Genomic DNA, 24,995 nt, shown 5'->3' with positions numbered 1-24,995 from the left:
GGCCAGCATTCCCCTGAGCGGCGCTTTTCGCTACCCTTCCCTCTTTGTTGGGCGCCTCATCGCGCCGGCCCTCATCGTTTCAGGAAAGCTGAATGTCCACCCCCCAGGTTCGCGAACAATTCCTTGTCATCAGTGCCCTCGGCGCCAACCCCATGGAGCTGACCAGCGTGCTCTGCCGGGCCAGCCAGGAAAACCGCTGCGGCGTGGTCAGCAGCCGCCTGACCCGCCACGGCGAGTACAGCTCCCTGACCCTGCAAGTCAGCGGAAGCTGGGATGCCCTTGCCCGTCTGGAAGGCGTTCTGCCGGCCCTGGCCAAGCGCCACAGCTTCAGCGTCAACATGATCCGCAGCGGCGCCCTCGAAGCTCGCCCCAATTCGCTGCCTTATGTGGCCTATGTCAGCTGCGCCTATCGCCCGGACATCCTCAACGAGCTGTGCCAGTTCTTCAGCGACCACCGCGTGGAGTTGGAAAGCATCACCTGCGACACCTACCAGGCCCCGCAGACCGGCGGCACCCTGCTCAACGCCACGCTGACCGTGACCCTGCCGCCCGGCACCCAGATCAGCTGGCTGCGCGATCAGTTCCTCGACTTCTCCGACGCCCTCAACCTGGATGCGCTGATCGAACCCTGGCGCCCGCAGAACCCATAAGGAATCCGAGATGGCCGTTTCCCTCGACCAGCCGGTCGCCGATTTCAGCGCCGCCGCCACCAGCGGCCAGCAGGTCAGCCTCAGCGCCCTCAAGGGCCAACAGGTAGTGATCTACTTCTACCCCAAGGACAGCACCCCGGGCTGCACCACCGAGGGTCAGGGCTTCCGTGACCAATACGCCGCCTTCCAGGCTGCCAACACCCTGGTCTTCGGTGTATCGCGCGACGGCCTGAAGTCCCACGAGAACTTCAAGTGCAAGCAGGAATTCCCCTTCGAGCTGATCAGCGACAAGGACGAGGCCGTTTGCCAGCTGTTCGATGTGATCAAGCTGAAGAAGCTCTATGGCAAGGAATACCTGGGCATCGACCGCAGCACCTTCCTGATCGACGCCAATGGCGTGCTGCGCCGCGAGTGGCGCGGCGTGAAGGTGCCGGGCCATGTGGACGAAGTACTGGCGGCGGCTCAGGCCCTGCACAAGGGCTGATGACGCCGAAATGAAAAGGGCCGCTGATGCGGCCCTTTTTCATGGCACTCGCTTCAGGCCTTCCTCAGCCAGTAGCGGAACACCCCACCCTCTTCCTCCTCGCGCAACAGCTCATGGCCGGCCAGCCGGGCGAAGGCGCGAAAGTCGCGTTGCGAGCCGGCGTCGGTGGCGGTCACCTTGAGCACCGCCCCACTGGCCAGGCGATTGAGTTCCAGCTTGGCCTTGAGCAGGGGCAGCGGGCAGTTCAGGCCACTGGCGTCCAGCTCGGCGTCGCAGGCGGGGAAATCGGTCATGCAGTCTCTCCTCGAAGGCCGGCAAGGATACCGCACAACCCTGGCCAGCAGAGCGGCGAGGCGGCTACAGTAAGGCCTTCGTTTGCCAAGAGCCCCGTGCATGACTCTTCTGCGCCCTTCCCTGCTCGCCCTCGCCTGCCTGGTGCTACCCGCCTTCGCCAGCGACCTGCCGTCGCTCGGTGACTCCAGCTCGTCCATCGTCTCGCCGGAGCAGGAACACCGCCTCGGCCGCGCCTGGCTCAGCGTGCTGCGCGGCCAGGTCGACCAGCTCTCCGACCCGCTGCTCAAGGACTACGTGGAGACCAGCGTCTATCGCCTGGCCGAGACCAGCCAGCTGGAAGATCGGCGCCTGGAGTTCGTCCTGCTCAACAGCCCGCAGATCAACGCCTTCGCCGCGCCCGGCGGCATAGTCGGGGTCAACGGCGGCCTGCTGCTGCACGCCCAGACCGAAGCCGAATACGCCTCGGTGATGGCCCACGAACTGGCGCACCTGTCGCAACGCCACTTCGCCCGCGGCATCGAGGCGCAGCAACGCATGCAGGTACCGGTGATGGCCGCCATGCTCGCCGGCATCGTTGCCGCGGCAGCCGGCGCCGGTGATGCCGGTATCGCCACCATCATGGGCGCCCAGGCTGCGGCCATTCAGGAGCAGCGGCGCTTCTCCCGCCAGAACGAACAGGAGGCCGACCGCATCGGCCTGCTCAATCTGGAGAAGGCCGGCTACGACCCGCGCGCCATGCCGAGCATGTTCGAGCGCCTGATGCGCCAGTATCGTTACGACTCCAGGCCGCCGGAATTCCTCCTCACCCACCCGGTGACCGAGTCGCGTATCGCCGACACCCGCAACCGCGCCGAGCAGTACCCGGCAAAGGGCGTCGAGGACAGCCTGCGCTATCAGCTGATGCGCGCCCGCACCCAGCTGATGTTCGAGGAGACCCCAGGCATCGCCGCCAAGCGCTTCCGCTCCATGCTCGACAGCAACCCCAAGCTGGACGCCGCCCGCTACGGCCTGGCCCTGGCGCAGATCAAGGCCGGCCGGCCCGAGGAGGCGCGCAAGGACCTCAACGAACTGCTAACCAAGGCGCCCGACGAGCTGATCTACAACCTGGCGATGATCGACCTGGACGAGAACGCCAACCGCCTGGCCGACGCCCGCCAGCGCGTCGAACGCCTGCGCGGCCTGTACCCGGACAGCTATCCGCTGGAGCAGGCGCGCATCGACCTGATGCTCAAGCAGAACCAGACCAAGGAGGCTGAGGTCGCCCTCGACCAACTGCTCAAGCAGCGCGACAACGACCCGGACGTCTGGTACCAGGTCGCCGAGGTGCGCGGCATGACGCGCAACATCATCGGCCTGCACCAGGCCCGCGCCGAATTCTTCGCCCTGGTCGGCGACTACGACCAGGCCCTGGAACAACTGGACCTGGCCAAACGCCGCGCCAGCAGCAACTTCCCCCTGGCCTCGCGCATCGACGCGCGCCAGCAGGAGCTGATGGAAGAGAAACGCGCACTGGACAAGATGATGCGCTGAGCGCAGCCATGAAAAAGCCCGGCAATGGCCGGGCTTTTTTCTGCGCGCAAGCTACTCAGGCGTTGCCGGCCAGCTTCAGCCGCGCAGCCTGGGTGAAATCGAGCATGCGCTTGAGCGGCTTGATCGCCCGCGGAATCAGCGCCGGTTCCACTAGGATCTCGTTGCTGCCCTCGCGCAGGCACTGCAGGGTGCGCTGCAGGGTGTTCATGGCCATCCATGGGCAATGCGCGCAGCTGCGGCAGGCTGCGCCGTTGCCGGCGGTGGGCGCCTCGACGAAGACCTTGTCCGGGCACAGCTGCTGCATCTTGTAGAAGATGCCGCGGTCGGTGGCGACGATGAAGGTCTTGTTCGGCAGGGTCTGCGCGGCCTTGATCAGCTGGCTGGTGGAGCCCACCGCGTCGGCCAGCTCGATCACCGCCTCGGGCGACTCCGGATGGACCAGGATGGCAGCTTCCGGATAGAGCGCCTTCATGTCCTCCAGCTGCTTGGCCTTGAATTCCTCGTGGACGATGCAGGCACCGTCCCACAGCAGCATGTCGGCGCCGGTCTCGCGCTGGATGTAGCGACCCAGGTGCTGGTCCGGGGCCCAGAGGATCTTCTCGCCGTTGTCCATCAGGCTCTCGACGATCTCCAGCGCGCAGCTGGAGGTCACCACCCAGTCGGCACGCGCTTTCACCGCCGCCGAGGTGTTGGCGTATACCACCACTGTGCGGTCCGGATGCTGGTCGCAGAAGGCCGAGAACTCGTCCACCGGGCAGCCCAGGTCGAGCGAGCAGGTGGCTTCCAGAGTCGGCATCAGCACGCGCTTTTCCGGATTGAGGATCTTCGCCGTCTCGCCCATGAACTTGACCCCGGCCACCACCACGGTCTGCGCCTCGTGCTGATTGCCGAAGCGGGCCATCTCCAAGGAGTCGGAGACGCAGCCACCGGTTTCCTCGGCCAGGGCCTGGATCACCGGGTCGCAGTAATAGTGGGCCACCAGCACGGCGTTCTGCTTCTTCAGCTCGGCGGCGATCTCGCTGCGATAGAAGGCTTCTTCGTCCGGCGTCAACGGCTTGGGTTGTTTGGCGTCGAGGTGAGCCTGAACCAACAGGCGTTCGGAAATCTGGGTCATGTCATCAGGCTCTGAATATGCTTTCAGTGCGGTCGATTATACCCACCAAGAGTTCTGGCGAGAGCGTTCTGATGGGAGTATGCGAGGAGGTGACGCGAAGGAGGGAGTGGTGGGTCGTGTAGGATTCGAACCTACGACCAATTGGTTAAAAGCCAACTGCTCTACCGACTGAGCTAACGACCCAACGCGGAGCGCATGATACTGATTTGATTCAGGAAATCAACACTCCGCGAAAAATTTTTAGGCGTAACGGGTCGGGTCCGCCACTCCGGCCGCGGTAAAACCGGCGGCGCGCAGGCGACAGCTGTCGCACTTGCCGCAGGCGCGGCCGTCGTCATCGGCCTGGTAACAGGACACCGTCAGACCATAGTCCACGCCATGCTGCAGGCCGATCTGCACGATCTGCGCCTTGCTCAGGTTCTGCAGCGGCGCCTGAATGCGGAAACCGCTGCCCTCCACCCCTTCTCGGGTCGCCAGATTGGCTACGCGCTCGAAGGCGCTGATGAACTCGGGGCGGCAGTCCGGGTAGCCCGAATAGTCCACCGCATTGACGCCGATGAAGATGTCATGGGCGCCCAGCACTTCGGCCCAACCCAAGGCCAGGGAGAGAAATACGGTGTTGCGCGCCGGCACGTAGGTGATCGGAATGCCCTCGGTCGGCTCTTCCGGCACAGCGATGGAGCTGTCGGTCAGGGCCGAGCCGCCGATGCCATTGAGGTTGAGGCCGATCACCTTGTGCTCGACCACACCCAACTGGGCAGCAACGCGCTCGGCGGCCTGCAGTTCGGCGCGATGGCGCTGGCCATAATCGAAACTCATGCTGTAGCAGGCGAAGCCCGCCGCCTTGGCCTGGGCCAGAATGGTGGCGGAGTCGAGGCCACCGGAGAGCAGTACCACGGCTTTCTTGTCGGTCATCTCAGTGCCCCGGCTCGTCATTCCACAGAATCTTGTGCAGCTGCAACTGGAAGCGCACCGGCAGATTGTCGGCAACGATCCAGTTGGCCAGGTCGCGTGCATCCACCTGCTTGTGACTGGGTGAGAACAGCACTTCGCCGGCGCGCTCGTCCAGGCGGTACTCGATCAGCTTGGACACAGCCCAGTCGTAGTCCTCGCGCGAGCAGATGACGAACTTGACCTGATCGTTGCGGGTCAGCTCGGCCATGTTGCTGTAGAGATTGCGCGAGACTTCCTGGGAACCAGGCGTCTTCAGATCAACCACCCGACTGACGCGCTTGTCGGTCGGGGCGATATCGATGGCGCCGCTGGTTTCCAGGGATACCTGATAGCCGGCATCGCACAGGCGCTGCAGCAGCGGGACGCAGTTGGGCTGGGCCAGCGGCTCGCCGCCGGTCACACAGACATAGCGCGGCTTGTAGCTGGCCACCCGCTCGAGGATGGCGTCCAGGCTGGTGATCTCGCCGCCGCTGAAGGCGTAGGCGGTGTCGCAGTACTGGCAGCGCAGCGGGCAGCCGGTGAGGCGGACGAAAACCGTGGGCAGGCCACTGGTGAGCGTCTCGCCCTGCAACGAGTAGAAAATCTCGGTAATGCGCAGGGTTTCTTGCATATGAGCACCGGGCGTGACGGCTAAACAGGCCATCCGCCTCCGTTGCGGGTGATTCGGGGCGGCGATTCTAACGAATAACCCGCGACTAGCGCGGGTTTTCTGACCAGCAGGGCTGGCGAATCAGGGCAGGCGTTGCAGGTCGCGCTGGGCCAGCTGGGCCGCCGAAGAGCCGGGGTACTGAGCGATCAGCTGCTGCAGGATGCCCTTGGCGCGGTCGGTATTGCCCATGCGCTGCTCGACATCGGCCAGCTTGAACAGCGAATCCGGCACCTTGGCGTGAGTCGGGTAGTTGGCCGCGACCAAGGCGAAGGCCTTGCCGGCTTCCTGCAGATTCCTGTTGGTCAGGTTGATCTCGCCCAGCCAGTACTGGGCGTTGCCGGCGTACTGGCTCTGCGGGTACTTGCGCAGGAAGGCATTGAAGGCCTGGGCGGCCCTGTCGAAGTCTTTGGCCTTGATCAGGTCGAAGGCAGCGTCGTAGTACAGCTTTTCCTTCGCCGGGTCGGCCGGTTCGTTGCTGGCTGCCGGAGCCTGCTGGGCAGGGGCGGCGGGGTTGCCGGCGGCGTTGATCGCGCCATCGGCCGGGGGATTCTGCGCGGGTGCTTGCGCACCGGCGGCACCACCTTGCAGGCGGCTGTCGATGTCCTGATAACGGGCATCGCCTTCTTGCTTGAGACGCTGGATCTCGTTCTGTTGCTCTTCGAGCATGCCACGCAGTTGGGCTATCTCGTCCTGCATCTGCTGCAGTTGCATGAACAGCTGGCCCTGCGCGGTGGCCGGGGCTTGCGCCCCGCCCCCGGCATAGGCGCCGCTCGTACCATAACCAACCGGCGGATAGCTGCTACCGGAGCTGCCATCCACCACGGGAACCTCGGCCACGGCCGCGAGCGGCAGGGCGAGTACCAGAGAGGTCAGGATACGAGGGCACTTACGCATGGCAAATTACTTGCGCAGTTCGACGCGGCGGTTCTGAGCCCAGGAGGACTCGTCGCTGCCGGTAGCAACCGGACGCTCTTCACCGTAGGAAACCAGTTCCAGCTGAGCCGGGGAAACGCCCTGCAGAACCAGGTAGCGCTGAACGGCCTTGGAACGACGCTCGCCCAGAGCCATGTTGTACTCGCGGGTGCCGCGCTCGTCGGTGTGGCCTTCCAGAACGACGCGAGCGCCGTTGCCTTTCAGGTCCTTGGCGTGTACGTCCAGAGCGCGCATGGCTTCCGGCTTCAGGTCGGAGCTGTCGTACTCGAAGTAGAAGGTGGTGATGGCGCGCAGGGCGGCTTCTTCGCTCAGAGCACCGTCAACGCCGCTGCCGTTGGCGTTGTAGCCAGCGTTCGGGTCAACAGCGCCTTCGCCGGAAGCGTCGCCGCCTTTGGACGAGCAACCAACAGCCACGGCCAGAGCCAGGCTCAGAGCGGCAAATTTGCCAAATTTCAGCATTTCCATGGTGTAGCTCCTAATGATTTCTAGGTGTGTTTACAGCAGAAAGTGTTTTACCGCATCAGTTCAGGAAAGGAGACCAGGACGGTTCCCGGACATCACCTTGAGCGGTGGGAATCGGGAGCCTGACACGCCCGTTGGTGGACACGAGCATCAGCACTCCCCGGCCCTGCTGGCGGGTGGCGTAGATTAGCATGGTGCCATTGGGCGCAACAGTGGGCGAGTCGTCCAGGCTGGTCTCGGAGAGGATGCGCAGGCGGCTGGTCACCAGGTCCTGGGCGGCCACCTTGAAGTTGGTGAAACCGTCCTGACGGTGGATCATCACCAGGGTCTTCTCGTCGGCCGACAGCTTCGGGTTGGCGTTGTAGTTGCCGGTGAAGGTCACGCGCTGGGCGGCACCACCATGGATGCTCTGCTTGTAGATCTGCGGCTTGCCGGCGCGGTCGCTGGTGAAGTACAGGGTCTGCCCGTCCTTGCCCCAGAACGGCTCGGTCTCGATCGAGCCGGAATTGGTCACGCGCTGGATATTGCGCGAGCCCAGATCCATCACATAGATCTCCGGGTTGCCGTCCTTGGACAGCACGAAGGCCAGGCGATTGCCGTCCGGCGAGAAGGCCGGGGCGCCATTGAGGCCCTCGAAGTTGGTCAGCTGCTCGCGGCGGCCGGTGTCGATGTGCTGCATGAAGATGCGCGGGCGACGCTGCTCGAAAGACACATAGGCGATGCGGCGACCATCCGGCGCATAGCGCGGCGACAGTATCGGCTCGCGCGATTGCAGCAGGGTCACGCCACGGGCGCCGTCATAGTCGGAGCGCTGCAGGGTGTAACGGGTGTTGTTCACGCCGAAACGCTCGGCGGTGACGTAGAGCATCTTGGTGGAGAAGGCACCCTTGATCCCGGTGAGCTTCTCGAATGCCTGATCGGCGACATGGTGCGCCATATCACGCAGCTGGTCCGGAGTACCGCCAACGGTGCCAGCAACCACCTGCTGCTGGGTCGCCACGTTGAACAGGGCGAACTGCACCTGCAGGCGGCCGCCGTTCGGCACGATGCTGCCAACCATCACGTACTGGGCGCCCAGGGCCTGCCAGTCGCGGTAGATGATCTCGGCCGCCGAGGTCGGCAGGCTGATCATGTTCTGCCGCGGGATCGGCTCGTACATGCCGCTGTTGCGCAGGTCGTTGCCGATAACGGTGGACATGTCTTCGGGCAACACGGTGCCGCCCTGCCAGCCGAAGGGCACAACGGCGATGGGGATGGCGCGGTCGCTGCCACTGGTTACCACCAACGGGTCCGCTGCCTGCACGCTGCCAACCAGCAGCGCCAGACCCAGCAGGGCGATACGAATCAAGGTATTCACAGAGACAAATCCTCCGGTTTGAAAATCATCCGCCGCTGACGATACATGGCGTTAAAGGTTGCACTATCCAGCTGTTGCATCTCGGGAATACGCACGACGTTCTTGACTGCAGCCACAGCAGAACTGTCGAAGGGCGCGTCGCCACTGGAACGGGTGACAGAAGCATTGACGATAGTGCCATCGGGCAGCATCTGAATCATTACCTCGACACTCATGCCGTTGCGTGCCGACGGTGGACGCTGCCACTGCTCGCTGACCAGCTTGATGATCAGATCGTCGAGACTGCCGGCAACCTCATCACCCACTTCGTCCGCCATCGCCCGCTGACGCTCGGTGGTGTCCCCCAGCAGCTCGGCAAGCGCCTGGGCCTTCTTGTCGTCAGCGGCCTTGCGCGCGGCTTCCTGGTCTTTTTTCTTCTTCGCAGCCTCGGCAGCCGCCTTTTTCTTCTTGGCGTCTTCGGCAGCCTTTTTCTTCGCCTGCTCGGCTGCTTTCTTACGGGCCTCCTCGGCAGCAGCTTTTTTCTTTTCTTCCTCGGATTTCTTCTTGGCGATATCGGCCTGCTTCTTCTGCTCGGCTTTCTTCGCTTCCTCGGCCTTCTTGGCTTCGGCCTGCTTTTTCGCCTCAGCCTGTTTGGCCGCCTCGACTTTCTTTTGTTCCGCTGCTTCCTGCTTCTGCTGCTCTTCCTTCTTGGTCTCCAGCTGCTCCACTTCGTACTGGCGGGCCTTGGTCTTCTCAGCCTCGCCAGCAATCTTCTGAGCGGTCTGAGTGGTGGCAGGGCTCTTCGAATTCAGCCGGTACAACGTTGCCTCGACGATAGGTCGAGCCGGCGGGAGCTCAGGTGCAAAGTGGAAGCTGACAAACAGCATGGCGAACATCAGGGCGTGCAGAGCCACGGCCCAGACAGTCGGCCAGAAATAACTTTCCGATGAGGAGCGAACGCTCTGCTGCTGCATCAAGGCGCCTCGGTGATCAGCCCGACGTTGCCGACACCGGCCTCTTGCAGGCCACCCATCACGGCCATCACGGAGCCATAGTCGACCGCCTTGTCGCCACGCACGAAGACCTGGACCTTCTTACCCTGGCCGGCGTTCTGGCTCATGATCGCGCTCACCGTCTGCACCAGCGCCGGCAAAGCGGTAGCGGTTTCGCTGGCCTTGCTCTGGTCCGGATCGACCTCGTCGCCCATGTTCCAGTAGTAGGTCTTGTCGGCCTTGATCGAGATGGTCAGCACGCGGGAGTTGTTGTCCTGCGGCAGTACCTCGCTGGAGACCTTGGGCAGGTCGACCTTGACGCCCTGGTTGAGCATCGGCGCGGTCACCATGAAGATCACCAGCAGCACCAGCATCACGTCGATATAAGGCACGACGTTCATCTCGGCGACCGGCTTGCGTCTGTTGCGAATTCTGGCCATGGGCTGAGCCTCAGTCCTCGCTGGTGTGCACTTTGCGGTGCAGGATCGCCTGGAACTCGTCGGCAAAGGTGTAGTAACGGCTGATCAGGCGATCGCCTTGCGCCGAGAAGCGGTTGTAGGCGATGACCGCCGGGATCGCGGCGAACAGGCCGATGGCGGTGGCGATCAGCGCCTCGGCGATACCCGGTGCCACGGTGGCCAGGGTGGCCTGCTGCACCTGGGCCAGGCCGCGGAAGGAGTTCATGATGCCCCACACGGTACCGAACAGACCGATATAGGGGCTGGTGGAGCCGACGGTGGCGAGGAACGGCAGGCTGGTTTCCAGCTTCTCTTCCTCACGCGAGATGGCGACGCGCATGGCTCGGGCCACGCCGTCCATCACCGCATCCGGATCGACGCCGGACTGCTGGCGCAGGCGGGAGAACTCCTTGAAGCCGGCGCGGAAGATCTGCTCGACGCCGCAGTCCGGGTCCGGGTTGCTGCCGGCCTGGCGATACAGCTTGGACAGGTCGATGCCGGACCAGAAGCGCTCCTCGAACACTTCCAGCGACTTCTTCGCCGCACGCAGCATGGTGCTGCGCTGGAAGATCATGATCCAGGACACCACCGAGGCGGCCACCAGGGTCAGCATGACCAGCTGCACCACGAAACTGGCGTTGCTGATCAGGCTCCACATCGACATATGGTCAACGGCGTTGGCTGTTGCTTCCACGCTACTCTCCTGCTGTGACTTGACCCATGCCGGCGAAGGCTGCACGCAGCGCTTCGGGAATGGCACGGGGCTTCAAATTGTCGGTGCGCACACAGGCCACCACGAACTGCCCCTCGCAGAGCAGTGCCTCATCCGTTGCCCGCCGTACCTGTTGACGAAAGCGCAGGCTGGCACGGTTTAACTCGATTACCTCGGCAGTGATAAAAAGTTCGTCATCCAGCTTGGCCGGCGCGTGATAGCGCGCCTCGGCGGAATGCACGACGAACAACAGGTTCTCGCCGGCGAGCTGCGACTGGGCAAAACCCAGACTGCGCAGGCACTCGGTACGAGCCCGCTCCATGAACTTGAGGTAATTGACGTAGTAGACGATGCCGCCGGCGTCGGTGTCCTCGTAATACACCCGACACTTGAGGGCAAAAGGCTGGGCCTCGTTTTGCGCGCGCATACTCTAGTGTTTACTCCTGGCCTTGCCAATCCGGGCAAGCCTTTGTTTTGCAACTATTCGTCGCTGCCGGTGAAAAGGTCGGCAGTGGGTGGTTCGGACAGGCGCTTGGGCAGATTGAGCCCGAAATGCAGATAGGCATGTCGGGTCACCACCCTACCCCGCGGGGTCCGCATGATATAGCCCTGCTGGATCAGGTACGGCTCGAGCACGTCCTCGATGGTGCCGCGCTCCTCGCCGATGGCGGCAGCCAGGTTGTCGATACCGACCGGGCCGCCGTCGAACTTGTCGATCATGGCCAGCAGTAGACGTCGGTCCTGGTGGTCGAAGCCACGCTCGTCGACATCCAGCATGTTCAGCGCCTGGTCGGCGATGCCACGACTGATCTGCCCACCGGCACGCACCTCGGCGAAGTCGCGCACCCGGCGCAGCAGGCGGTTGGCGATACGCGGAGTACCACGAGCACGACGGGCGATCTCGAAGGCGCCTTCCGCATCGATATGCAAACCGAGAATGCCGGCCGAACGACTGACGATGGTGGCCAGGTCCTGACTGGAGTAGAACTCCAGGCGCTGGACGATACCGAAGCGGTCACGCAGCGGATTGGTCAGCATGCCGGCGCGGGTGGTGGCGCCGACCAGGGTGAAGGGTGGCAGGTCGAGCTTGATCGAGCGAGCCGCCGGACCTTCACCGATCATGATGTCGAGCTGGAAGTCCTCCATGGCCGGATACAGCACTTCCTCGACCACGGGCGAGAGGCGATGGATCTCGTCGACGAACAGCACATCGCCGGCCTCCAGGTTGGTCAGCAGCGCGGCCAGATCGCCCGGACGCTCCAGCACCGGGCCGGAGGTGCTCTTGATAGACACCCCCATCTCCTGGGCGATGATATTGGCCAGGGTGGTCTTGCCCAGACCGGGCGGGCCGAAGATCAAGGTGTGATCGAGGGCCTCCTGGCGATTCTTGGCGGCCTGAATGAACAGCTCCATCTGCTCACGCACCACTGGCTGACCGACGTACTCGGCCAGCCTGAGCGGGCGAATGGCGCGGTCCTGCTGCTCGTCGCGGTCGCGACTGCTGGCGGTTATCAGGCGGTCGGCGTCTATCACTTCTTACACCATTCCTTTCAGGGCACGACGGATCAGCTCTTCGCTGGAAAGCCCCTCTTCCTGCACGGCCGCCACGGCCTTGCTGGCCTCCTGCGGCTTGAAGCCGAGCGAGATCAGCGCGCTCATAGCGTCGCTCTCGGCGCTTGAGACTGCCACGCCGGCACGAGGTTCCACCACCAGCGGCGCGATGGACGGCATGCTCTCCCAGGCCTTGAAGCGATCCTTGAGCTCTACCAGCAGGCGCTCGGCGGTCTTCTTGCCGACCCCGGGGATCTTCACCAGGGTCGAGGTGTCCTGAGCCTGCACGCAGCGCACCAGCTCATCGACTTCCAGGCCGGACATCAGCGCCAACGCCAGCTTGGGCCCGACACCATTGAGCCGGATCAGCTCGCGGAACAGCTCACGCTCGCGCTTCTCGGCGAAGCCGTAGAGCAGATGCGCATCCTCGCGCACCACCAGATGGGTGTGCAGCGTCACCGGCTGCCCCAGGGCCGGCAGGCGATAGAGGGTGGTCATCGGCACTTCCAGCTCGTAGCCGACACCGTTGACATCGAGGATCAGGTGCGGCGGCTGTTTCTCCGCCAGAGTGCCCTTCAGGCGTCCGATCACGAATTGGTTTCCTTCTGGTTACAGGCGCAGCCGCCCGCTGCGCCGCTTGGCGCCGAGCAGGCCGTGGGGAATCAGGCTCTGCCGGTGGTGGGCATGGCAGAGGGCGATGGCCAGTGCGTCGGAGGCGTCGATCTGCGGCTTCTGGGTCAGCTTGAGCAGGTGCATCACCATCATCATTACCTGCTGCTTGTCCGCCCCGCCGGTACCGGCGATGGCCTGCTTGACCTGGCTGGCGGTGTATTCGTTGACGTCCAGACCCGCCTCGATGCCGGCGACTATGGCCGCACCGCGAGCCTGGCCTAGCTTGAGCGCGGAATCGGCGTTCTTCGCCATGAATACCTGCTCGATGCCCATGGTCACCGGCCCGTGCAGGCGAATCACCTCACCGACCCCGCGGAACACCACCTGCAGACGGCTGGCCAGATCACCATCACCGGTGCGGATGCAACCCGAGGCGACGTATTCGCAGCCACGCCCGGTGTCGCGCACCACGCCGTAGCCGGTGATGCGCGAGCCGGGATCGATGCCAAGAATCAGGGTCATGCAGCGTTTCGCTCCGCGGGCCGGTCGAGCCGACACACTGTCTATTTATCCAGCCGCGAGTATACGGAGCGGCGCCCATATAAAAAAGCCGGAAGCGCACGAGGCGACTTCCGGCTTCGGCCGACGAGTCGGGATCAGTCCAGCTGCTCCATGATCTCGTCGGAAATTTCCGCGTTGTGGTAGACGTTCTGCACGTCGTCCAGATCCTCCAGCATGTCGATCAGCTTGAGCACCTTCTTGGCGATCTCCAGATCGGCGATGGGCGCCATGGTCGAGGGAATCATCGCCACCTCGGCCTCCTCACCCTTGAAGCCGGCAGCGGTCAGCGCCTCGTTGACCGCGAGGAAGTCGGCGAAGCTGGTCGACACCAGGGCCGAACCGTCGTCACCCATCTCCACATCGTCGGCCCCGGCCTCCAGGGCCGCCTCCATCAGGGCATCCTCGCTCACGCCCGGCGCGAAGCTGATCTGCCCCTTGCGCTCGAACATGTAGGCCACCGAACCGTCGGTGCCTAGGTTGCCGCCGCACTTGGTGAAGGCGTGACGTACATCGGCGGCGGTGCGGTTGCGGTTGTCGGTCATGGCCTCGACGATGATCGCCACGCCACTGGGCGCATAGCCCTCGTAGCTCAGCTCGATCATGTTGTCGGCTTCGGTGTTGCCGGCACCACGCGCGATGGCGCGGTCGATCACGTCACGCGACATGTTGGCCGTGAGGGCCTTATCGACCGCCAGGCGCAGGCGCGGGTTGTCCGCCGGCACGCCACCGCCATGCTTGGCGGCTACGGTCAGCTCACGAATCAGCTTGGTGAAGATCTTGCCGCGCTTGGCGTCCTGGCGCCCTTTGCGGTGCTTGATGTTGGCCCATTTGGAATGACCGGCCATAACTCACTCCGTTTCTTTCAATCAGTTTTGTAGTGCCTGAAATGCAAGGAGCCTGGCATGCCAGGCTCCTGTTGCTACCGCTTACTCAGCCTTGGGCTGTTCGCGCAGGCGGATATGCAGCTCGCGCAGCGCCTTGGCATCGACGATGCCCGGAGCCTGGGTCATGACACAGGCCGCGCTCTGGGTTTTCGGGAAGGCGATCACTTCACGAATCGAGCTGGCGCCGGTCATCAGCATCACCAGGCGGTCCAGGCCGAAGGCCAGGCCACCGTGGGGCGGAGCACCGAACTTCAGGGCGTCGAGCAGGAAGCCGAACTTCTCCTGCTGCTCGTCTTCGCTGATGCCCAGCACGCGGAACACGGTCTGCTGCATGGCCTTGTCGTGGATACGTATCGAACCGCCGCCCAGTTCGGTGCCGTTGAGCACCATGTCGTAGGCACGCGACAGGGCGGCAGCCGGGTTGGCCTCCAGCTCTTCCGGGGTGCACTTGGGCGCGGTGAACGGGTGGTGCATGGCGGTCAGGCTACCGTCGTCGTTTTCCTCGAACATCGGGAAGTCGACGACCCACAGCGGCGCCCACTCGCAGGTGAGCAGGTTCAGATCGTGACCAACCTTGATGCGCAGCGCGCCCAGGGCGTCGCAGACGATCTTGGCCTTGTCGGCACCGAAGAACACGATGTCGCCATCGACGGCGCCAACGCGGTCGAGGATGACCTTGAGGTTGTCTTCCGGGATGAACTTGACGATCGGCGACTGCAGGCCTTCGACGCCCTTGGCGCGTTCGTTGACCTTGATGTAGGCCAGGCCCTTGGCGCCGTAGTTGCCGACGAACTTGGTGTAGTCGTCGATCTGGCTACGCGGCATGGAGGCGGCGCCCGGTACGCGCAGGGCGGCGACGCGGCCCTTCGGATCGTTGGCCGGGCCGGAGAACACCTTGAACTCGACGCCCTGCAGCTGATCGGCAACATCCACCAGCTCCAGCGGAATGCGCAGGTCCGGCTTGTCGGAACCGAAACGGCGCATGGCTTCGGCCAGGGTCATGTGCGGCAGCTCGCCGAACTCCAGGTCCAGCACTTCCTTGAACAGGTTGCGGATCATGGTTTCGGTGATGCCCATGATGTCGCTTTCATCGAGGAAGCTGGTCTCGATGTCGATCTGGGTGAATTCCGGCTGACGGTCGGCACGCAGGTCTTCGTCGCGGAAGCACTTGGCGATCTGGTAGTAGCGGTCGAAGCCCGCCACCATCAGCAGCTGCTTGAACAGCTGCGGCGACTGCGGCAGGGCGAAGAAGCTGCCGGCGTGGGTGCGGCTCGGCACCAGGTAGTCACGCGCGCCTTCCGGAGTGGCACGGGTCAGGATCGGGGTTTCGACGTCGAGGAAGCCGTTGTCGTCGAGGTAGCGGCGGATGCTGCTGGTGATGCGCGAACGCAGCTTCAGCTTCTCGGCCATTTCCGGGCGACGCAGGTCGATGAAGCGGTAGCGCAGACGGGTTTCTTCGCCCACGTCGGTGTATTCGTTGAGCGGGAACGGCGGGGTTTCTGCCTCGTTCAGCACTTCGAGCTCGTAGCCCAGCACTTCGATGGCGCCGGACGCCATGTTGGCGTTGACCGCACCGGCCGGACGCAGGCGCACCTTGCCGGTGATCTTCACCACGTACTCGCTGCGTACGCGGTCTGCCTTGGCGAAGGTCTCGGCGCGATCCGGGTCGAACACCACCTGGGCCAGGCCTTCACGGTCGCGGATGTCGAGGAAGATCACACCACCATGGTCGCGACGGCGGTGAACCCAGCCGCAAAGGGTGATTTCCTGGCCATCCAGGCTCTCGTTCAACTGGCCGCAATAGTGGCTGCGCATCATGGTCGTGGTTCGCTTCTCTAGATCAGTCTTGAATTCGTACCCGGCCGGCCCGGGCATGTTTCCGCCGGATAGTGGCGGACATTTTCTTCAATTCGGAGGGGAAACCGCAGGAAAACGCGACCAATGGCGCCACAGCGCCGCGATCGATGCGCTTCCGCATCCGGAGACAAGGGGCGCGATTATATAGGGATAATCGCCCCCTTGCAGCCCACCGCCCCGCGGCCTTTCTATACTGAGAGTCCAGCCCAGCGGAGACCGCCCCATGGCCTTAGCCCGCCCCGCCGACGTCCCCAGTGATCTGCTGGAGGAATTTCGCCTCGATACCGCCGATCATCTGCCGCGCTGCGAGCAGCTGTTGATCGAACTGGAGCGCCATCCCCAGGACGGTACGCGCCTGCGCGAGCTGTTCCGCCTGGTACACACCATCAAGGGCAGCCTCGGCCTGGTGGAACTGAACCACCTGCTGCCGCTGCCGCAGGCCATGGAGGATGTGCTCGATCGTCTGCGCGAGGGCAGCCTGCAGTTCGACAGTCTGCTCGGCGACATCCTGCTGCTTAGCCTGGACCAGCTGCGCAACCTGATCGAGGCCGCCCTGGGTCGGGCTGCGAGCCCTGATCCCGTGCAAATCGCCAGCCAGTGCCAGGCCCTGCAGGCCCTGGCCGCCGCTCCGGCCTCACGACAGACCGAGATTCGCCGCACGCTGCTGCAGCACCTGGCGCCGGAGACCCGCCTGCAACCGGTCGAGGTTGGTCACGGGCAGATTCCGCAACTGCTCGCCGACTACGGAATAGCAGTAGACGCCGACCTGCTGTTCTTCATCGAGCTGATGACCACCAGCGAGCATCGCTCGCCGTTCTGGCACGGCCGCGGCCTGCGCCTGCTCGACCTGGCACTGGGCATGAACGAGGTCGCCGATCAGCCTGTAGAGCCTGCACAACTGGCTGCCGCGGTCTGCCTGCACGACCTCGGCATGGCCTTTCTGCCACTCGACCTGCTGCACAAGGAAAGCGAGCTGAGCCGCGAGGAGCGGCGGCAGATGCAATCCCACCCACGCCAGGCCTGCGAGCTGCTCAAGCGCATGCCGGCCTGGAACGCGGCGAGCGAGATCATCCTGCAGCACCAGGAGCACGCCGACGGCAGCGGCTATCCCAAAGGCCTGCGCGAAACGGAAATCCACCCCGGCGCCCTGCTGCTGAACATCGCCGACACCTTCGACGCCCGCACCCACGAGCGCGCCCACCAGACCATGAGCAAACGCCCGCGCCTGCGCGCCATCCTGGAGATCAACAACCTGTCGGGCATGCAGTTCAGCGGCTACTGGGTCGAGGTATTCAATCGCACCCTGCAACTGCACCCGGAACTAGCACACCGGTGACCGACGGAACCGCCAGCGCGCTCATAGCCTCCAAGCATCGCCTTCATTGACATAGATCGGACGGGCAAACGCAGCCCCTGTGATAGGCTCGGAACCATCACGGGGAACGTCTACCCCGGCCACCTGAGAGGAGTAAAGGTATGGAAATCAATATTGGCATCGCCGAACAGGACCGCGCCGCCATCGCCGAAGGACTGTCGCGCCTGCTGGCGGACACCTACACCCTGTATCTGAAGACCCACAACTTCCACTGGAACGTCACCGGTCCGATGTTCAACACCCTGCACCTGATGTTCGAGGCGCAGTACACCGAACTGGCACTGGCCGTGGACTCCATCGCCGAGCGTATCCGCGCCCTCGGCTTCCCGGCACCCGGCACCTACGCCGCCTATGCCCGCCTGTCCTCGATCAAGGAAGAGGAAGGCGTACCGGGCGCCGAGGATATGATCAAGCTGCTGGTTCAGGGCCAGGAAGCAGTGGTGCGCACCGCCCGCGGCATCTTCCCGCTGCTGGACAAGGTCAGCGACGAGCCAACCGCGGACCTGCTGACCCAGCGCATGCAGGTGCACGAGAAAACCGCCTGGATGCTGCGCAGCCTGCTGGCCGCGTGATCGTCCAGAGGCAAAAAAGGCCCGGCTAGACCGGGCCTTTTGCTAGGCGAAGCGCCCACAGCTACTCTATCCTTTGCCTTTTCCCATACCCCAGTGACGCGCATGAGCCAGCAGCCGAAAGCCCCCTCCATTCTCGAGCTTTACCCCGAAGAGACTCGCGAGGCCGCCGATCTGCTCAAGCAGGCCGTGCCGCACATGGTGCGCCACGACATTCCGCCGAACCCGGTGCATTACGCACTCTGGTACAGCTACTGCAAAGGTTCCGACCCCGAACTGAACCGACGCCTGGAAAAGGCCATCAAGGACTTCTCCAGCTTCCCACCCGAGACGGCGATCAAGCTGTTCCGCGACTTCATCATCCGCGGCGAACTGGAAGACGCCCGCGCCGGCCAGCATCAGGTCATCGAACTGGTGGACGATATCGAGGGCGACGTGCAACGCAGCGTCAGCGGCAGCCAGCACTATCAGGCCAGCCTTTCCCAGGGACTGGCCGCCCTGCAGGAGCCGATCGTCGACGACCTGCCCAGCGTGCTCAACGAACTGCAGCTGAGCACCCAGCAGATGCAGGACCAGCAGGAAAAATTCCTCTACCGCCTGCGCTCGGCACAGGCTGAGATCCAGAACCTGCGCGGCCAGTTGGAACGCGCCCAGGCCGCCGCGACGCTGGACAGCCTGACCCATGTATTCAATCGCCACGCCTTCACCCGCCTGCTGGAACAGGCCCTGGCCGGAGATATCAAGGGGTTGGCCTTGGTGATGCTGGATATCGACCACTTCAAGCAGTTCAACGACCAGTACGGACACCCTCTGGGCGATCGCGTGCTGCAGCATGTCGGTCAACTGCTGCGCGAACTGCTGCCGGCACGCGGCGTGGCCGCACGCTACGGCGGCGAAGAGTTTTGCGTGATCCTGCAGGACTGCTTCGACCTTGGCACCGCCGGTGACTTCGCCGAGCAGCTGCGCCTGAAGATCCAGGCCCTGCGCGTCAAGGTGCGCAGCACCGACAAGGTACTCGACACCATCACCGCCTCATTCGGCCTGGCCCTGGCCGAGATGGGCGACACCTTCGACAGCCTGGTCACCCGGGCCGACGATGCGCTCTATCAGGCCAAACGCAACGGCCGCAACCAGATCCACCCGCCCACCCCGGAAGCAGCTCTAAGCGCTTGATTTGAGCCGACATCCTCTTTGCGGTTAAATACGCACCGTGCTGCATTGCTGCGGCATAGGCGAAGCGCATTGCCCATTCATCGGACTGCGACTCCGCTCCTCTGATAGCCATTTCGACAAGCGAGTTCCTTGACCATGTTGAAGATCGTTCACCTGATCACAGGCGGCGGCGCCCTGCTGCTGTCCTTTGCCCCCAGCCTTCGCAGCGAAACACTGCCCTACCTGCAACAACCCGACGCGATTTATCTGGCCCTGTTCGGCCTGGCCAACCTGCTGCTGGCGCCCCTGCTGCCGGTACGCCATGAAGGTGTGCGCAACCAGCTGCAGGCCCTGGTATCGGCCCTGCTGGTATTCGCCAGCGTACTGCAGGCACTGATCCTGCTCGCCCCGCTGGCACAGATCGGCAATCAACCCGCCATCTCACTGAGTCTGGCCACCCTGCTGGCTGCCGCCCTGCTGCATCTGGCCATCAACCTGGGCAAACGCAGCCCGCGGATCGCCATGCCCCGTCGCGACCTCGACGACAGCCGCGAGACCGGCACCGTCAAATGGTTCAACACCTCCAAGGGGTTCGGCTTCATTTCCCGCGACATCGGCGACGACATCTTCGTGCACTTCCGCGCCATTCGCGGCGAGGGCCACCGTGTTCTGGTCGAAGGCCAGCGCGTGGAGTTCTCGGTGATGCAACGCGACAAGGGCCTGCAGGCCGAAGACGTGATAGTCGCCCTGCCCGGCCAACGCTGAATAAATGCGTATAAAAAAGCCCGCTGATGCGGGCTTTTTTATGGGCTCAGTAATGAGGCGGCGGCGCATCGCCCTCGGCGATACCGAACTGGCCGACCATCTCTTCCTGGCGACGGGCCAACACGGCAATCTGCTGCTGCAGGCGCTCGATATCCCGCTGCTGCGCCACCACTACATCATTCAGCGCCGCAATGGTGTCGTCCTGGAAGGCCAGCCGGCTCTCCAGCTCGATGACACGCTGCTCCAGTTCCATCGCTCAAGCCTCCGCAAACTGGAAATCATTGGTAAGCACCAGACGCAGGCGCTCGCGAATCGAGGCCACCTCGCCAGCCTCATAGGCACGCGCCGGATGCCGCCCCCAGACAGGAGCCGGCCAGGCCTGATCCTCACGGCGACGCACGATCACATGCATGTGCAGCTGGCTGACCACGTTGCCCAACGTGGCGACATTCATCTTGTCGGCCACGAAGGCATCCTTGAGGGTCTCCGCCAGGCGAGTGGTTTCCAGCCAGAGCTGCTGCTGATCGGCAGTATCCAGCTGGAACAGCTCGCTGACCGCCTCGCGACGCGGCACCAGAATGAACCAGGGGTAATTGGCATCGTTCATCAGCAGCAGGCGGCAGAGCGGAAAATCCCCCATGACCAGGGTGTCCTGCTGTAAACGGGAATCAAGGCTGAACATCTGAGCTTCCTCCGGACCAGGCCCAACGGCCGCGCAGCATAGCGGGATGGCCAGCGCAATTCACCTTCAGCGACTCGCCCACTGCGCCAAGATGATGCGCATCGACTCCCCGAGCGAGCCAGATGACAGCCTAAAGTATGGCCAAGCCTCGACAGCAAAGAGGAGCGAGAGGTCACCGCTCCAAAAGCGGGCACTCTCAAATCGGCAGCGCCCACAAATTGAACAAGCGCACAGGCAAAAACGTTACCGACGAGTAAATTCCACCTGCAGCAATGGATCACGGTAACGCTCGGATGCCCACCCTATAAAGGAAATGATCCCATCAAGAGCAGGCTCGCCTGCTGTAGGGCCCATGAAAAGGGACTTGTAGCCGTGAACCCACCCCGAAGAGAGCAAAAGAAAGAAACTTTCCATGGCCGATAAGCATTTTGTGCATGGAAGTTGCTTTAGGAGGAGCACCGTCAGCGTCGGCACGTTTCGATCTGTCTGCAAAGCCCTAAGCGATTGGATTTGCAGTCTTTTCAGAACAAGCCGGAGCGCGGGACTGAAGACGACAAAACCTACAAAATTGCGACGTCAAAAATGCAGATTTGCGACGCGCACAGAGAGAACTTGTAGGGAATCAATGATATCTGTCGCCAACTTAAGTCACCGTGCTATAAGTTAGCGCCGACACAAAAAGAAAGAGCCGCCCAGAAAACAAGACAATGGGCAGCACAAATCTTCTAAACCAAAGGAGCAATCACAATGCAAGTGATGAAGTGGAGCGCACTGGCTCTGGCCGTGACCGCCGGTACCACCCAACTGGCTTTCGCCAGCGCACAGTCCGATTCCAAGGGCTTTGTTGAAGACAGCAGCTTCGACGTTCTCAACAAGAACTATTTCTTCCACCGCGATTTCCGCAACAATGGCGCAGGTAACGGCGGCAGCTCTGACGATCAGAATTATCGTCAAGAGTGGGCCCATGGCATCACCGCCCTCTACGAGTCCGGCTTCACTCAAGGCACTGTTGGTTTCGGCGTAGATGCCCACGGCATGCTGGGCCTGAAGCTCGACAGCGGCCGCGGCACTACCGGCACCGGCCTACTGCCGATCGACAGTGAAGGTCGCGCAGAGGACGAGTACTCCTACGCTGGCGGCGCAGTTAAAATCCAAGTTTCCAACACCGTACTGAAGTACGGCGATCTGATGCCCACCGCTCCGGTTTTTGCTACTGGCACCGCTCGCCTGTTCCCAGGCTCGGCCACTGGCTTCCAAGTACTGAGCAGTGAAGTCGAAGGCCTGAACATCGACGCTGGTCATTTCACCTCCATCCGCGACGGCAGCGCTAGCACCAATAGCGACGGCGAAATCACTCTGGCCTACGCCGGCGCGATCGATGCCGGTGACGTCGATTACGTAGGCGGCTCTTACGCTGTCAACGAGAACCTCAGTGTCAGCCTGTATGGTGCTGAGCTGGAAGATATCTGGCGTCAGTACTACAGCAACGTCAACTACAACATCCCGCTTGCCGAGAACCAGGCCCTTAACTTCGATTTCAACATCTATCGCACCAACGAAGAAGGTGACGAGCTGGCTGGCGAAATCGACAACACCACCTGGTCTCTGGCTGCCGCCTATTCCATTGGTGCACACAAGTTCACCCTGGCCCACCAGCAAGTGAACGGCGACGAGCCCTTCGATTACATCTCGATGGACGGAGGCAACGCTGGCGACTCCATTTGGCTGAACAACTCCGTGCAGTACTCCGACTTCAACGCTGCAAACGAGAAGTCCTGGCAGGTTCGTTACGACCTGAACATGGCTGAATTCGGCGTTCCCGGTCTGAGCTTCATGGCTCGCTACATCAAGGGTACCGATGCAGACGGCACCCACGCAGACCCGAGCGGCGCATACGCTGGTTACGGCGGCGACGACGGCAAAGAGTGGGAGCGTGATCTGGAAGTCAAATACGTCTTCCAGGAAGGCGCAGCGAAGGATCTCTCCATCCGCGTTCGTCACGCCTCTTGGCGCGCCAACAACGATATGGGCGGCTACTACTCCGGCGGCAGCAGCGCCTTGGACGAAATCCGCGTAATCACCGAGTACCCGCTGGACGTCCTCTAAGAGTCCGCACGTAATCAGTGAAAAAAAGAACCCGGCCTAGGCCGGGTTCTTTTTTAGCCGCAGCTTTGCATCACTGAGGCAAGGCATAGGTCCCGGTGACATGGGCCACCAGCTCGCCCTCCTCGCCTTGCGAGTAGAGCTGCACCTCGCATACAGCCTGGCGCCGCGACAGACGCAGGATACGCGCCTCGGCAATCAGATCCACCGGTTTGGGCCGAGCCAGGAAGTTGATATTGAGATTGGCCGTCACCGCCATCTCCACCCGCCCCAATCGCCCCAGCACCACCGCATACATGGCCGCATCGGCCAGCGACATGATGGTCGGCCCCGACAGTGTTCCACCCGGCCGCACCAGCTTGCCCTGAAAAGGCACCCGCGCCACCGCCAGATCGGCATCGAGACGGTCGATGCACAGGTCGATATCCTCGGCCATCGGCACTCCAGCGCGGATCAGCGCCTGCACCTGGCCAGCGGTCAGTTCCGCCATCCTCAACTCCCGGTCTGTCCTGTACGCCACATGGCTGGCACCGTACAATGCCGAGTCATTATTTGCCCTCGCAACCGACATAACGGCCAAACATGCGTACCAGTCAGTACCTGCTCTCGACCCTCAAGGAAACCCCCTCCGACGCAGTAGTGATCAGCCACCAGCTGATGCTGCGTGCCGGCATGACCCGCAAGCTCGCCTCCGGCCTGTACACCTGGCTGCCGATGGGGCTGCGCGTGCTGCGCAAGGCCGAGGCCATCGTGCGCGAGGAGATGAATGCCGCCGGCGCCCTGGAAGTGCTGATGCCAGCCGTGCAGCCGGCCGAGCTGTGGCAGGAGTCGGGACGCTGGGAGCAGTACGGCCCCGAGCTGCTGCGCATCAAGGACCGCCACGACCGCGAGTTCTGCGTCGGCCCGACCCACGAGGAAGTCATTACCGATCTGGCGCGCAACGAACTGAACAGCTACAAGCAGCTGCCGATCAACATGTACCAGATCCAGACCAAGTTCCGTGACGAGATCCGTCCGCGCTTCGGTCTGATGCGTGGCCGCGAGTTCCTGATGAAGGACGCCTACTCCTTCCATGCGGACCAGGCCTCGCTGCAGGAAACCTACGACCGCATGCACCAGGCCTACTGCAACGTGTTCACCCGCCTGGGCCTGAACTTCCGTCCGGTGCAGGCCGATACCGGCTCCATCGGCGGTACCGGCTCCCACGAGTTCCACGTGCTGGCCGAATCCGGTGAAGACGATATCGCCTTCAGCGACACCTCCGACTACGCCGCCAACATCGAGAAGGCCGAGGCCATTCCGCGCGAGAAAGCGCGCGGCGCGGCCACCGAAGAACTGCGCCTGGTCGACACGCCGAACGCCAAGACCATCGACGAGCTGGTCGAGCAGTTCGGCCTGGCCATCGACAAGACCGTGAAGACCCTGGTGGTGCATGCCGCCGAGGAAGGCAAGCTGATCGCCCTGATCGTTCGCGGCGACCACGAGCTGAACGAGATCAAGGCCGCCAATCATGAGCTGGTCGCCAGCCCGCTGGTGTTCGCCTCCGAGGCCGAGATCCGCGCCGCCATTGGCGCCGGCCCCGGCTCGCTGGGCCCGCTGAACCTGCCGATCGCCTGCGTGATCGACCGCAGCGTGGCCCTCATGAACGATTTCGGCGCCGGCGCCAACGTCGACGACAAGCACTACTTCGGCCTCAACTGGGAGCGCGACCTGCCGCTGCCGGCGATCGCCGACCTGCGCAACGTGGTCGAGGGCGACCCCAGCCCGGACGGCCAGGGCACCCTGGTGATCAAGCGCGGCATCGAAGTCGGGCATATCTTCCAGCTCGGCACCAAGTACAGCGAGGCCATGGGCTGCAAGGTACTGGGCGAGAACGGCAAGCCGGTGACCCTGACCATGGGCTGCTACGGTATCGGCGTATCGCGCGTGGTGGCCGCAGCCATCGAGCAGAACTACGACGAACGCGGCATCCTCTGGACCGACGCCCTGGCGCCCTTCCAGGTCGCCATCGTGCCGATGAAGTACGAGAACGAAGCGGTGCGCGAAGCCACCGACAAGCTCTACGCCGAGCTGACCGCCGCCGGCTACGAAGTGCTGCTGGACGACCGCGACAAGAAGACCAGCCCCGGCGTGAAGTTCGCCGACATGGAGCTGATCGGCATCCCGCACCGTATCGTGGTCAGCGAGCGCGGCCTGGCCGAGGGCAACCTCGAGTACAAGCACCGCCGCGACAGCGAGAGCCAGCCCCTGCCGGCTGCCGAGGCCTTGTCCTTCCTGGCAACCCGTATCCCCCGCTGAGTACCGACCAAGAAGCCC

28 protein-coding genes, 1 tRNA gene and 1 pseudogene are annotated in these 24,995 nt (G+C 63.3%); 10 read left to right on the top strand and 20 right to left on the bottom strand.

Features of this window, described 5'->3' with window-relative positions; translation table 11 throughout:
* Positions 1 to 92 precede the first annotated feature (92 nt).
* A complete protein-coding gene (locus tag FFS62_RS03450; protein WP_137971406.1) occupies positions 93 to 650 on the top strand; it encodes a glycine cleavage system protein R in 558 nt (185 codons plus the stop codon).
* Between the two features lie 10 nt (positions 651 to 660).
* Entirely contained in the window at positions 661 to 1,134 is a 474-nt protein-coding gene (locus FFS62_RS03445; protein ID WP_137971405.1) for a peroxiredoxin, read from the top strand.
* 53 nt (positions 1,135 to 1,187) lie between these two features.
* Here the strand turns inward: FFS62_RS03445 and FFS62_RS03440 are convergent, their stop codons facing one another.
* Positions 1,188 to 1,427, bottom strand: a complete 240-nt coding sequence (locus FFS62_RS03440) for a sulfurtransferase TusA family protein (protein ID WP_137971404.1) — start codon at positions 1,425 to 1,427, stop codon at positions 1,188 to 1,190.
* A 100-nt stretch (positions 1,428 to 1,527) separates the two neighbouring features.
* Here FFS62_RS03440 and FFS62_RS03435 point away from each other — a divergent pair, with 100 nt between their 5' ends.
* Positions 1,528 to 2,958, top strand: a complete 1,431-nt coding sequence (locus tag FFS62_RS03435) for a M48 family metalloprotease (protein WP_137971403.1) — start codon at positions 1,528 to 1,530, stop codon at positions 2,956 to 2,958.
* A 55-nt stretch (positions 2,959 to 3,013) separates the two neighbouring features.
* Here the strand turns inward: FFS62_RS03435 and nadA are convergent, their stop codons facing one another.
* The 16 genes from nadA to aspS form a co-directional block, all read right to left on the bottom strand.
* Positions 3,014 to 4,072 (bottom strand): quinolinate synthase NadA, encoded by a 1,059-nt coding sequence (gene nadA, locus FFS62_RS03430; protein WP_137971402.1) that lies wholly within the window; start codon positions 4,070 to 4,072, stop codon positions 3,014 to 3,016.
* A 107-nt stretch (positions 4,073 to 4,179) separates the two neighbouring features.
* Positions 4,180 to 4,255: transfer RNA gene (locus tag FFS62_RS03425), tRNA-Lys, on the bottom strand.
* A 57-nt stretch (positions 4,256 to 4,312) separates the two neighbouring features.
* Positions 4,313 to 4,987, bottom strand: coding sequence for a 7-cyano-7-deazaguanine synthase QueC (gene queC, locus FFS62_RS03420; RefSeq protein WP_171016256.1), 675 nt, complete (start codon positions 4,985 to 4,987; stop codon positions 4,313 to 4,315).
* 1 nt (position 4,988) lies between these two features.
* Positions 4,989 to 5,636, bottom strand: coding sequence for a 7-carboxy-7-deazaguanine synthase QueE (gene queE / locus FFS62_RS03415; RefSeq protein ID WP_137971400.1), 648 nt, complete (start codon positions 5,634 to 5,636; stop codon positions 4,989 to 4,991).
* Positions 5,637 to 5,756: 120 nt separating this feature from the next.
* A complete protein-coding gene (gene ybgF, locus FFS62_RS03410) occupies positions 5,757 to 6,569 on the bottom strand; it encodes a tol-pal system protein YbgF (RefSeq protein WP_137971399.1) in 813 nt (270 codons plus the stop codon).
* A 6-nt stretch (positions 6,570 to 6,575) separates the two neighbouring features.
* On the bottom strand, positions 6,576 to 7,073 hold the full coding sequence (gene pal / locus FFS62_RS03405) for a peptidoglycan-associated lipoprotein Pal (protein WP_137971398.1): 498 nt from the start codon (positions 7,071 to 7,073) through the stop codon (positions 6,576 to 6,578).
* 55 nt (positions 7,074 to 7,128) lie between these two features.
* Positions 7,129 to 8,427: a Tol-Pal system beta propeller repeat protein TolB gene (gene tolB / locus FFS62_RS03400; RefSeq protein ID WP_137971397.1), complete on the bottom strand. Its 1,299-nt coding sequence runs from the start codon at positions 8,425 to 8,427 to the stop codon at positions 7,129 to 7,131.
* The gene (gene tolA, locus FFS62_RS03395) at positions 8,424 to 9,380 is read right to left on the bottom strand and encodes a cell envelope integrity protein TolA (RefSeq protein WP_137971396.1); all 957 of its coding nucleotides are present in this window, start codon (positions 9,378 to 9,380) and stop codon (positions 8,424 to 8,426) included. The genes tolB and tolA overlap by 4 nt, the downstream gene beginning before the upstream one ends.
* Positions 9,380 to 9,838 carry a protein TolR gene (gene tolR / locus FFS62_RS03390; protein WP_137971395.1) on the bottom strand — a complete coding sequence of 153 codons (459 nt, stop codon included), beginning with the start codon at positions 9,836 to 9,838 and terminating at the stop codon, positions 9,380 to 9,382. The genes tolA and tolR overlap by 1 nt, the downstream gene beginning before the upstream one ends.
* Positions 9,839 to 9,848: 10 nt before the next feature.
* Entirely contained in the window at positions 9,849 to 10,520 is a 672-nt protein-coding gene (gene tolQ / locus FFS62_RS03385) for a protein TolQ (protein ID WP_137972217.1), read from the bottom strand.
* 31 nt (positions 10,521 to 10,551) lie between these two features.
* Positions 10,552 to 10,995 carry a tol-pal system-associated acyl-CoA thioesterase gene (gene ybgC / locus FFS62_RS03380; protein ID WP_137971394.1) on the bottom strand — a complete coding sequence of 148 codons (444 nt, stop codon included), beginning with the start codon at positions 10,993 to 10,995 and terminating at the stop codon, positions 10,552 to 10,554.
* Between the two features lie 53 nt (positions 10,996 to 11,048).
* On the bottom strand, positions 11,049 to 12,101 hold the full coding sequence (gene ruvB, locus FFS62_RS03375; RefSeq protein WP_137971393.1) for a Holliday junction branch migration DNA helicase RuvB: 1,053 nt from the start codon (positions 12,099 to 12,101) through the stop codon (positions 11,049 to 11,051).
* 3 nt (positions 12,102 to 12,104) lie between these two features.
* Entirely contained in the window at positions 12,105 to 12,710 is a 606-nt protein-coding gene (gene ruvA / locus FFS62_RS03370; protein ID WP_137971392.1) for a Holliday junction branch migration protein RuvA, read from the bottom strand.
* Positions 12,711 to 12,728: 18 nt separating this feature from the next.
* Positions 12,729 to 13,253 (bottom strand): crossover junction endodeoxyribonuclease RuvC, encoded by a 525-nt coding sequence (gene ruvC / locus FFS62_RS03365; protein WP_137971391.1) that lies wholly within the window; start codon positions 13,251 to 13,253, stop codon positions 12,729 to 12,731.
* A 134-nt stretch (positions 13,254 to 13,387) separates the two neighbouring features.
* Entirely contained in the window at positions 13,388 to 14,137 is a 750-nt protein-coding gene (locus FFS62_RS03360; protein ID WP_137971390.1) for a YebC/PmpR family DNA-binding transcriptional regulator, read from the bottom strand.
* Positions 14,138 to 14,218: 81 nt separating this feature from the next.
* A complete protein-coding gene (gene aspS, locus FFS62_RS03355; RefSeq protein ID WP_137971389.1) occupies positions 14,219 to 15,994 on the bottom strand; it encodes an aspartate--tRNA ligase in 1,776 nt (591 codons plus the stop codon).
* A 262-nt stretch (positions 15,995 to 16,256) separates the two neighbouring features.
* Here aspS and FFS62_RS03350 point away from each other — a divergent pair, with 262 nt between their 5' ends.
* The 5 genes and pseudogenes from FFS62_RS03350 to FFS62_RS23355 all read left to right on the top strand — a co-directional run bounded on the left by FFS62_RS03350 (position 16,257) and on the right by FFS62_RS23355 (position 19,894).
* Entirely contained in the window at positions 16,257 to 17,369 is a 1,113-nt protein-coding gene (locus FFS62_RS03350) for an HD domain-containing phosphohydrolase (RefSeq protein ID WP_137971388.1), read from the top strand.
* A 140-nt stretch (positions 17,370 to 17,509) separates the two neighbouring features.
* Positions 17,510 to 17,980 carry a Dps family protein gene (locus tag FFS62_RS03345; protein ID WP_137971387.1) on the top strand — a complete coding sequence of 157 codons (471 nt, stop codon included), beginning with the start codon at positions 17,510 to 17,512 and terminating at the stop codon, positions 17,978 to 17,980.
* Between the two features lie 102 nt (positions 17,981 to 18,082).
* On the top strand, positions 18,083 to 19,150 hold the full coding sequence (locus FFS62_RS03340) for a GGDEF domain-containing protein (protein ID WP_137971386.1): 1,068 nt from the start codon (positions 18,083 to 18,085) through the stop codon (positions 19,148 to 19,150).
* A 135-nt stretch (positions 19,151 to 19,285) separates the two neighbouring features.
* A pseudogene (locus FFS62_RS23520) lies at positions 19,286 to 19,561 on the top strand (cold shock domain-containing protein membrane protein); the annotation flags it as partial.
* 90 nt (positions 19,562 to 19,651) lie between these two features.
* Positions 19,652 to 19,894 carry a cold shock domain-containing protein gene (locus tag FFS62_RS23355; protein ID WP_225592204.1) on the top strand — a complete coding sequence of 81 codons (243 nt, stop codon included), beginning with the start codon at positions 19,652 to 19,654 and terminating at the stop codon, positions 19,892 to 19,894.
* A 46-nt stretch (positions 19,895 to 19,940) separates the two neighbouring features.
* Here FFS62_RS23355 and FFS62_RS03330 read toward each other — a convergent pair whose 3' ends face one another.
* Together FFS62_RS03330 and FFS62_RS03325 are read right to left on the bottom strand one after the other, a co-directional pair.
* Positions 19,941 to 20,147, bottom strand: coding sequence for a SlyX family protein (locus tag FFS62_RS03330; protein ID WP_137971384.1), 207 nt, complete (start codon positions 20,145 to 20,147; stop codon positions 19,941 to 19,943).
* Positions 20,148 to 20,150: 3 nt separating this feature from the next.
* The gene (locus FFS62_RS03325) at positions 20,151 to 20,576 is read right to left on the bottom strand and encodes an HIT domain-containing protein (protein ID WP_137971383.1); all 426 of its coding nucleotides are present in this window, start codon (positions 20,574 to 20,576) and stop codon (positions 20,151 to 20,153) included.
* Positions 20,577 to 21,323: 747 nt separating this feature from the next.
* Here FFS62_RS03325 and FFS62_RS03320 point away from each other — a divergent pair.
* Positions 21,324 to 22,682, top strand: a complete 1,359-nt coding sequence (locus FFS62_RS03320; protein ID WP_137971382.1) for an OprD family porin — start codon at positions 21,324 to 21,326, stop codon at positions 22,680 to 22,682.
* 70 nt (positions 22,683 to 22,752) lie between these two features.
* On the opposite strand, the gene FFS62_RS03315 is transcribed toward FFS62_RS03320, so the two are convergent.
* Positions 22,753 to 23,160 carry a PaaI family thioesterase gene (locus tag FFS62_RS03315; RefSeq protein WP_225592205.1) on the bottom strand — a complete coding sequence of 136 codons (408 nt, stop codon included), beginning with the start codon at positions 23,158 to 23,160 and terminating at the stop codon, positions 22,753 to 22,755.
* Positions 23,161 to 23,261: 101 nt separating this feature from the next.
* On the opposite strand from FFS62_RS03315, the gene FFS62_RS03310 reads away from it, so the two are divergent.
* On the top strand, positions 23,262 to 24,977 hold the full coding sequence (locus FFS62_RS03310; RefSeq protein WP_137971380.1) for a proline--tRNA ligase: 1,716 nt from the start codon (positions 23,262 to 23,264) through the stop codon (positions 24,975 to 24,977).
* Positions 24,978 to 24,995 lie beyond the last annotated feature (18 nt).

Origin of the sequence: Pseudomonas sp. F(2018) (assembly GCF_005508865.1) — a bacterium.
Lineage (GTDB): Bacteria > Pseudomonadota > Gammaproteobacteria > Pseudomonadales > Pseudomonadaceae > Aquipseudomonas.
The sequence above is the reverse complement of the archived record's forward strand: the minus strand, read 5'-3'. Positions and strand labels throughout refer to the sequence as shown.

Coding starts and splice junctions, on each gene's coding strand:
- FFS62_RS03435 (WP_137971403.1), top strand. CDS start 1,528: ATGACTCTTCTGCGCCCTTCCCTGCTCGCCCTCGCCTGCCTGGTGCTA.
- aspS (WP_137971389.1), bottom strand. CDS start 15,994: ATGATGCGCAGCCACTATTGCGGCCAGTTGAACGAGAGCCTGGATGGC.
- ybgC (WP_137971394.1), bottom strand. CDS start 10,995: ATGCGCGCGCAAAACGAGGCCCAGCCTTTTGCCCTCAAGTGTCGGGTG.
- FFS62_RS03310 (WP_137971380.1), top strand. CDS start 23,262: ATGCGTACCAGTCAGTACCTGCTCTCGACCCTCAAGGAAACCCCCTCC.
- tolR (WP_137971395.1), bottom strand. CDS start 9,838: ATGGCCAGAATTCGCAACAGACGCAAGCCGGTCGCCGAGATGAACGTC.
- FFS62_RS03340 (WP_137971386.1), top strand. CDS start 18,083: ATGAGCCAGCAGCCGAAAGCCCCCTCCATTCTCGAGCTTTACCCCGAA.
- queC (WP_171016256.1), bottom strand. CDS start 4,987: ATGACCGACAAGAAAGCCGTGGTACTGCTCTCCGGTGGCCTCGACTCC.
- FFS62_RS03345 (WP_137971387.1), top strand. CDS start 17,510: ATGGAAATCAATATTGGCATCGCCGAACAGGACCGCGCCGCCATCGCC.
- tolA (WP_137971396.1), bottom strand. CDS start 9,380: ATGCAGCAGCAGAGCGTTCGCTCCTCATCGGAAAGTTATTTCTGGCCG.
- FFS62_RS03320 (WP_137971382.1), top strand. CDS start 21,324: ATGCAAGTGATGAAGTGGAGCGCACTGGCTCTGGCCGTGACCGCCGGT.
- FFS62_RS23355 (WP_225592204.1), top strand. CDS start 19,652: ATGCCCCGTCGCGACCTCGACGACAGCCGCGAGACCGGCACCGTCAAA.
- FFS62_RS03325 (WP_137971383.1), bottom strand. CDS start 20,576: ATGTTCAGCCTTGATTCCCGTTTACAGCAGGACACCCTGGTCATGGGG.
- FFS62_RS03445 (WP_137971405.1), top strand. CDS start 661: ATGGCCGTTTCCCTCGACCAGCCGGTCGCCGATTTCAGCGCCGCCGCC.
- FFS62_RS03360 (WP_137971390.1), bottom strand. CDS start 14,137: ATGGCCGGTCATTCCAAATGGGCCAACATCAAGCACCGCAAAGGGCGC.
- ybgF (WP_137971399.1), bottom strand. CDS start 6,569: ATGCGTAAGTGCCCTCGTATCCTGACCTCTCTGGTACTCGCCCTGCCG.
- FFS62_RS03330 (WP_137971384.1), bottom strand. CDS start 20,147: ATGGAACTGGAGCAGCGTGTCATCGAGCTGGAGAGCCGGCTGGCCTTC.
- FFS62_RS03350 (WP_137971388.1), top strand. CDS start 16,257: ATGGCCTTAGCCCGCCCCGCCGACGTCCCCAGTGATCTGCTGGAGGAA.
- tolQ (WP_137972217.1), bottom strand. CDS start 10,520: ATGTCGATGTGGAGCCTGATCAGCAACGCCAGTTTCGTGGTGCAGCTG.
- queE (WP_137971400.1), bottom strand. CDS start 5,636: ATGCAAGAAACCCTGCGCATTACCGAGATTTTCTACTCGTTGCAGGGC.
- ruvC (WP_137971391.1), bottom strand. CDS start 13,253: ATGACCCTGATTCTTGGCATCGATCCCGGCTCGCGCATCACCGGCTAC.
- nadA (WP_137971402.1), bottom strand. CDS start 4,072: ATGACCCAGATTTCCGAACGCCTGTTGGTTCAGGCTCACCTCGACGCC.
- FFS62_RS03450 (WP_137971406.1), top strand. CDS start 93: ATGTCCACCCCCCAGGTTCGCGAACAATTCCTTGTCATCAGTGCCCTC.
- pal (WP_137971398.1), bottom strand. CDS start 7,073: ATGGAAATGCTGAAATTTGGCAAATTTGCCGCTCTGAGCCTGGCTCTG.
- FFS62_RS03440 (WP_137971404.1), bottom strand. CDS start 1,427: ATGACCGATTTCCCCGCCTGCGACGCCGAGCTGGACGCCAGTGGCCTG.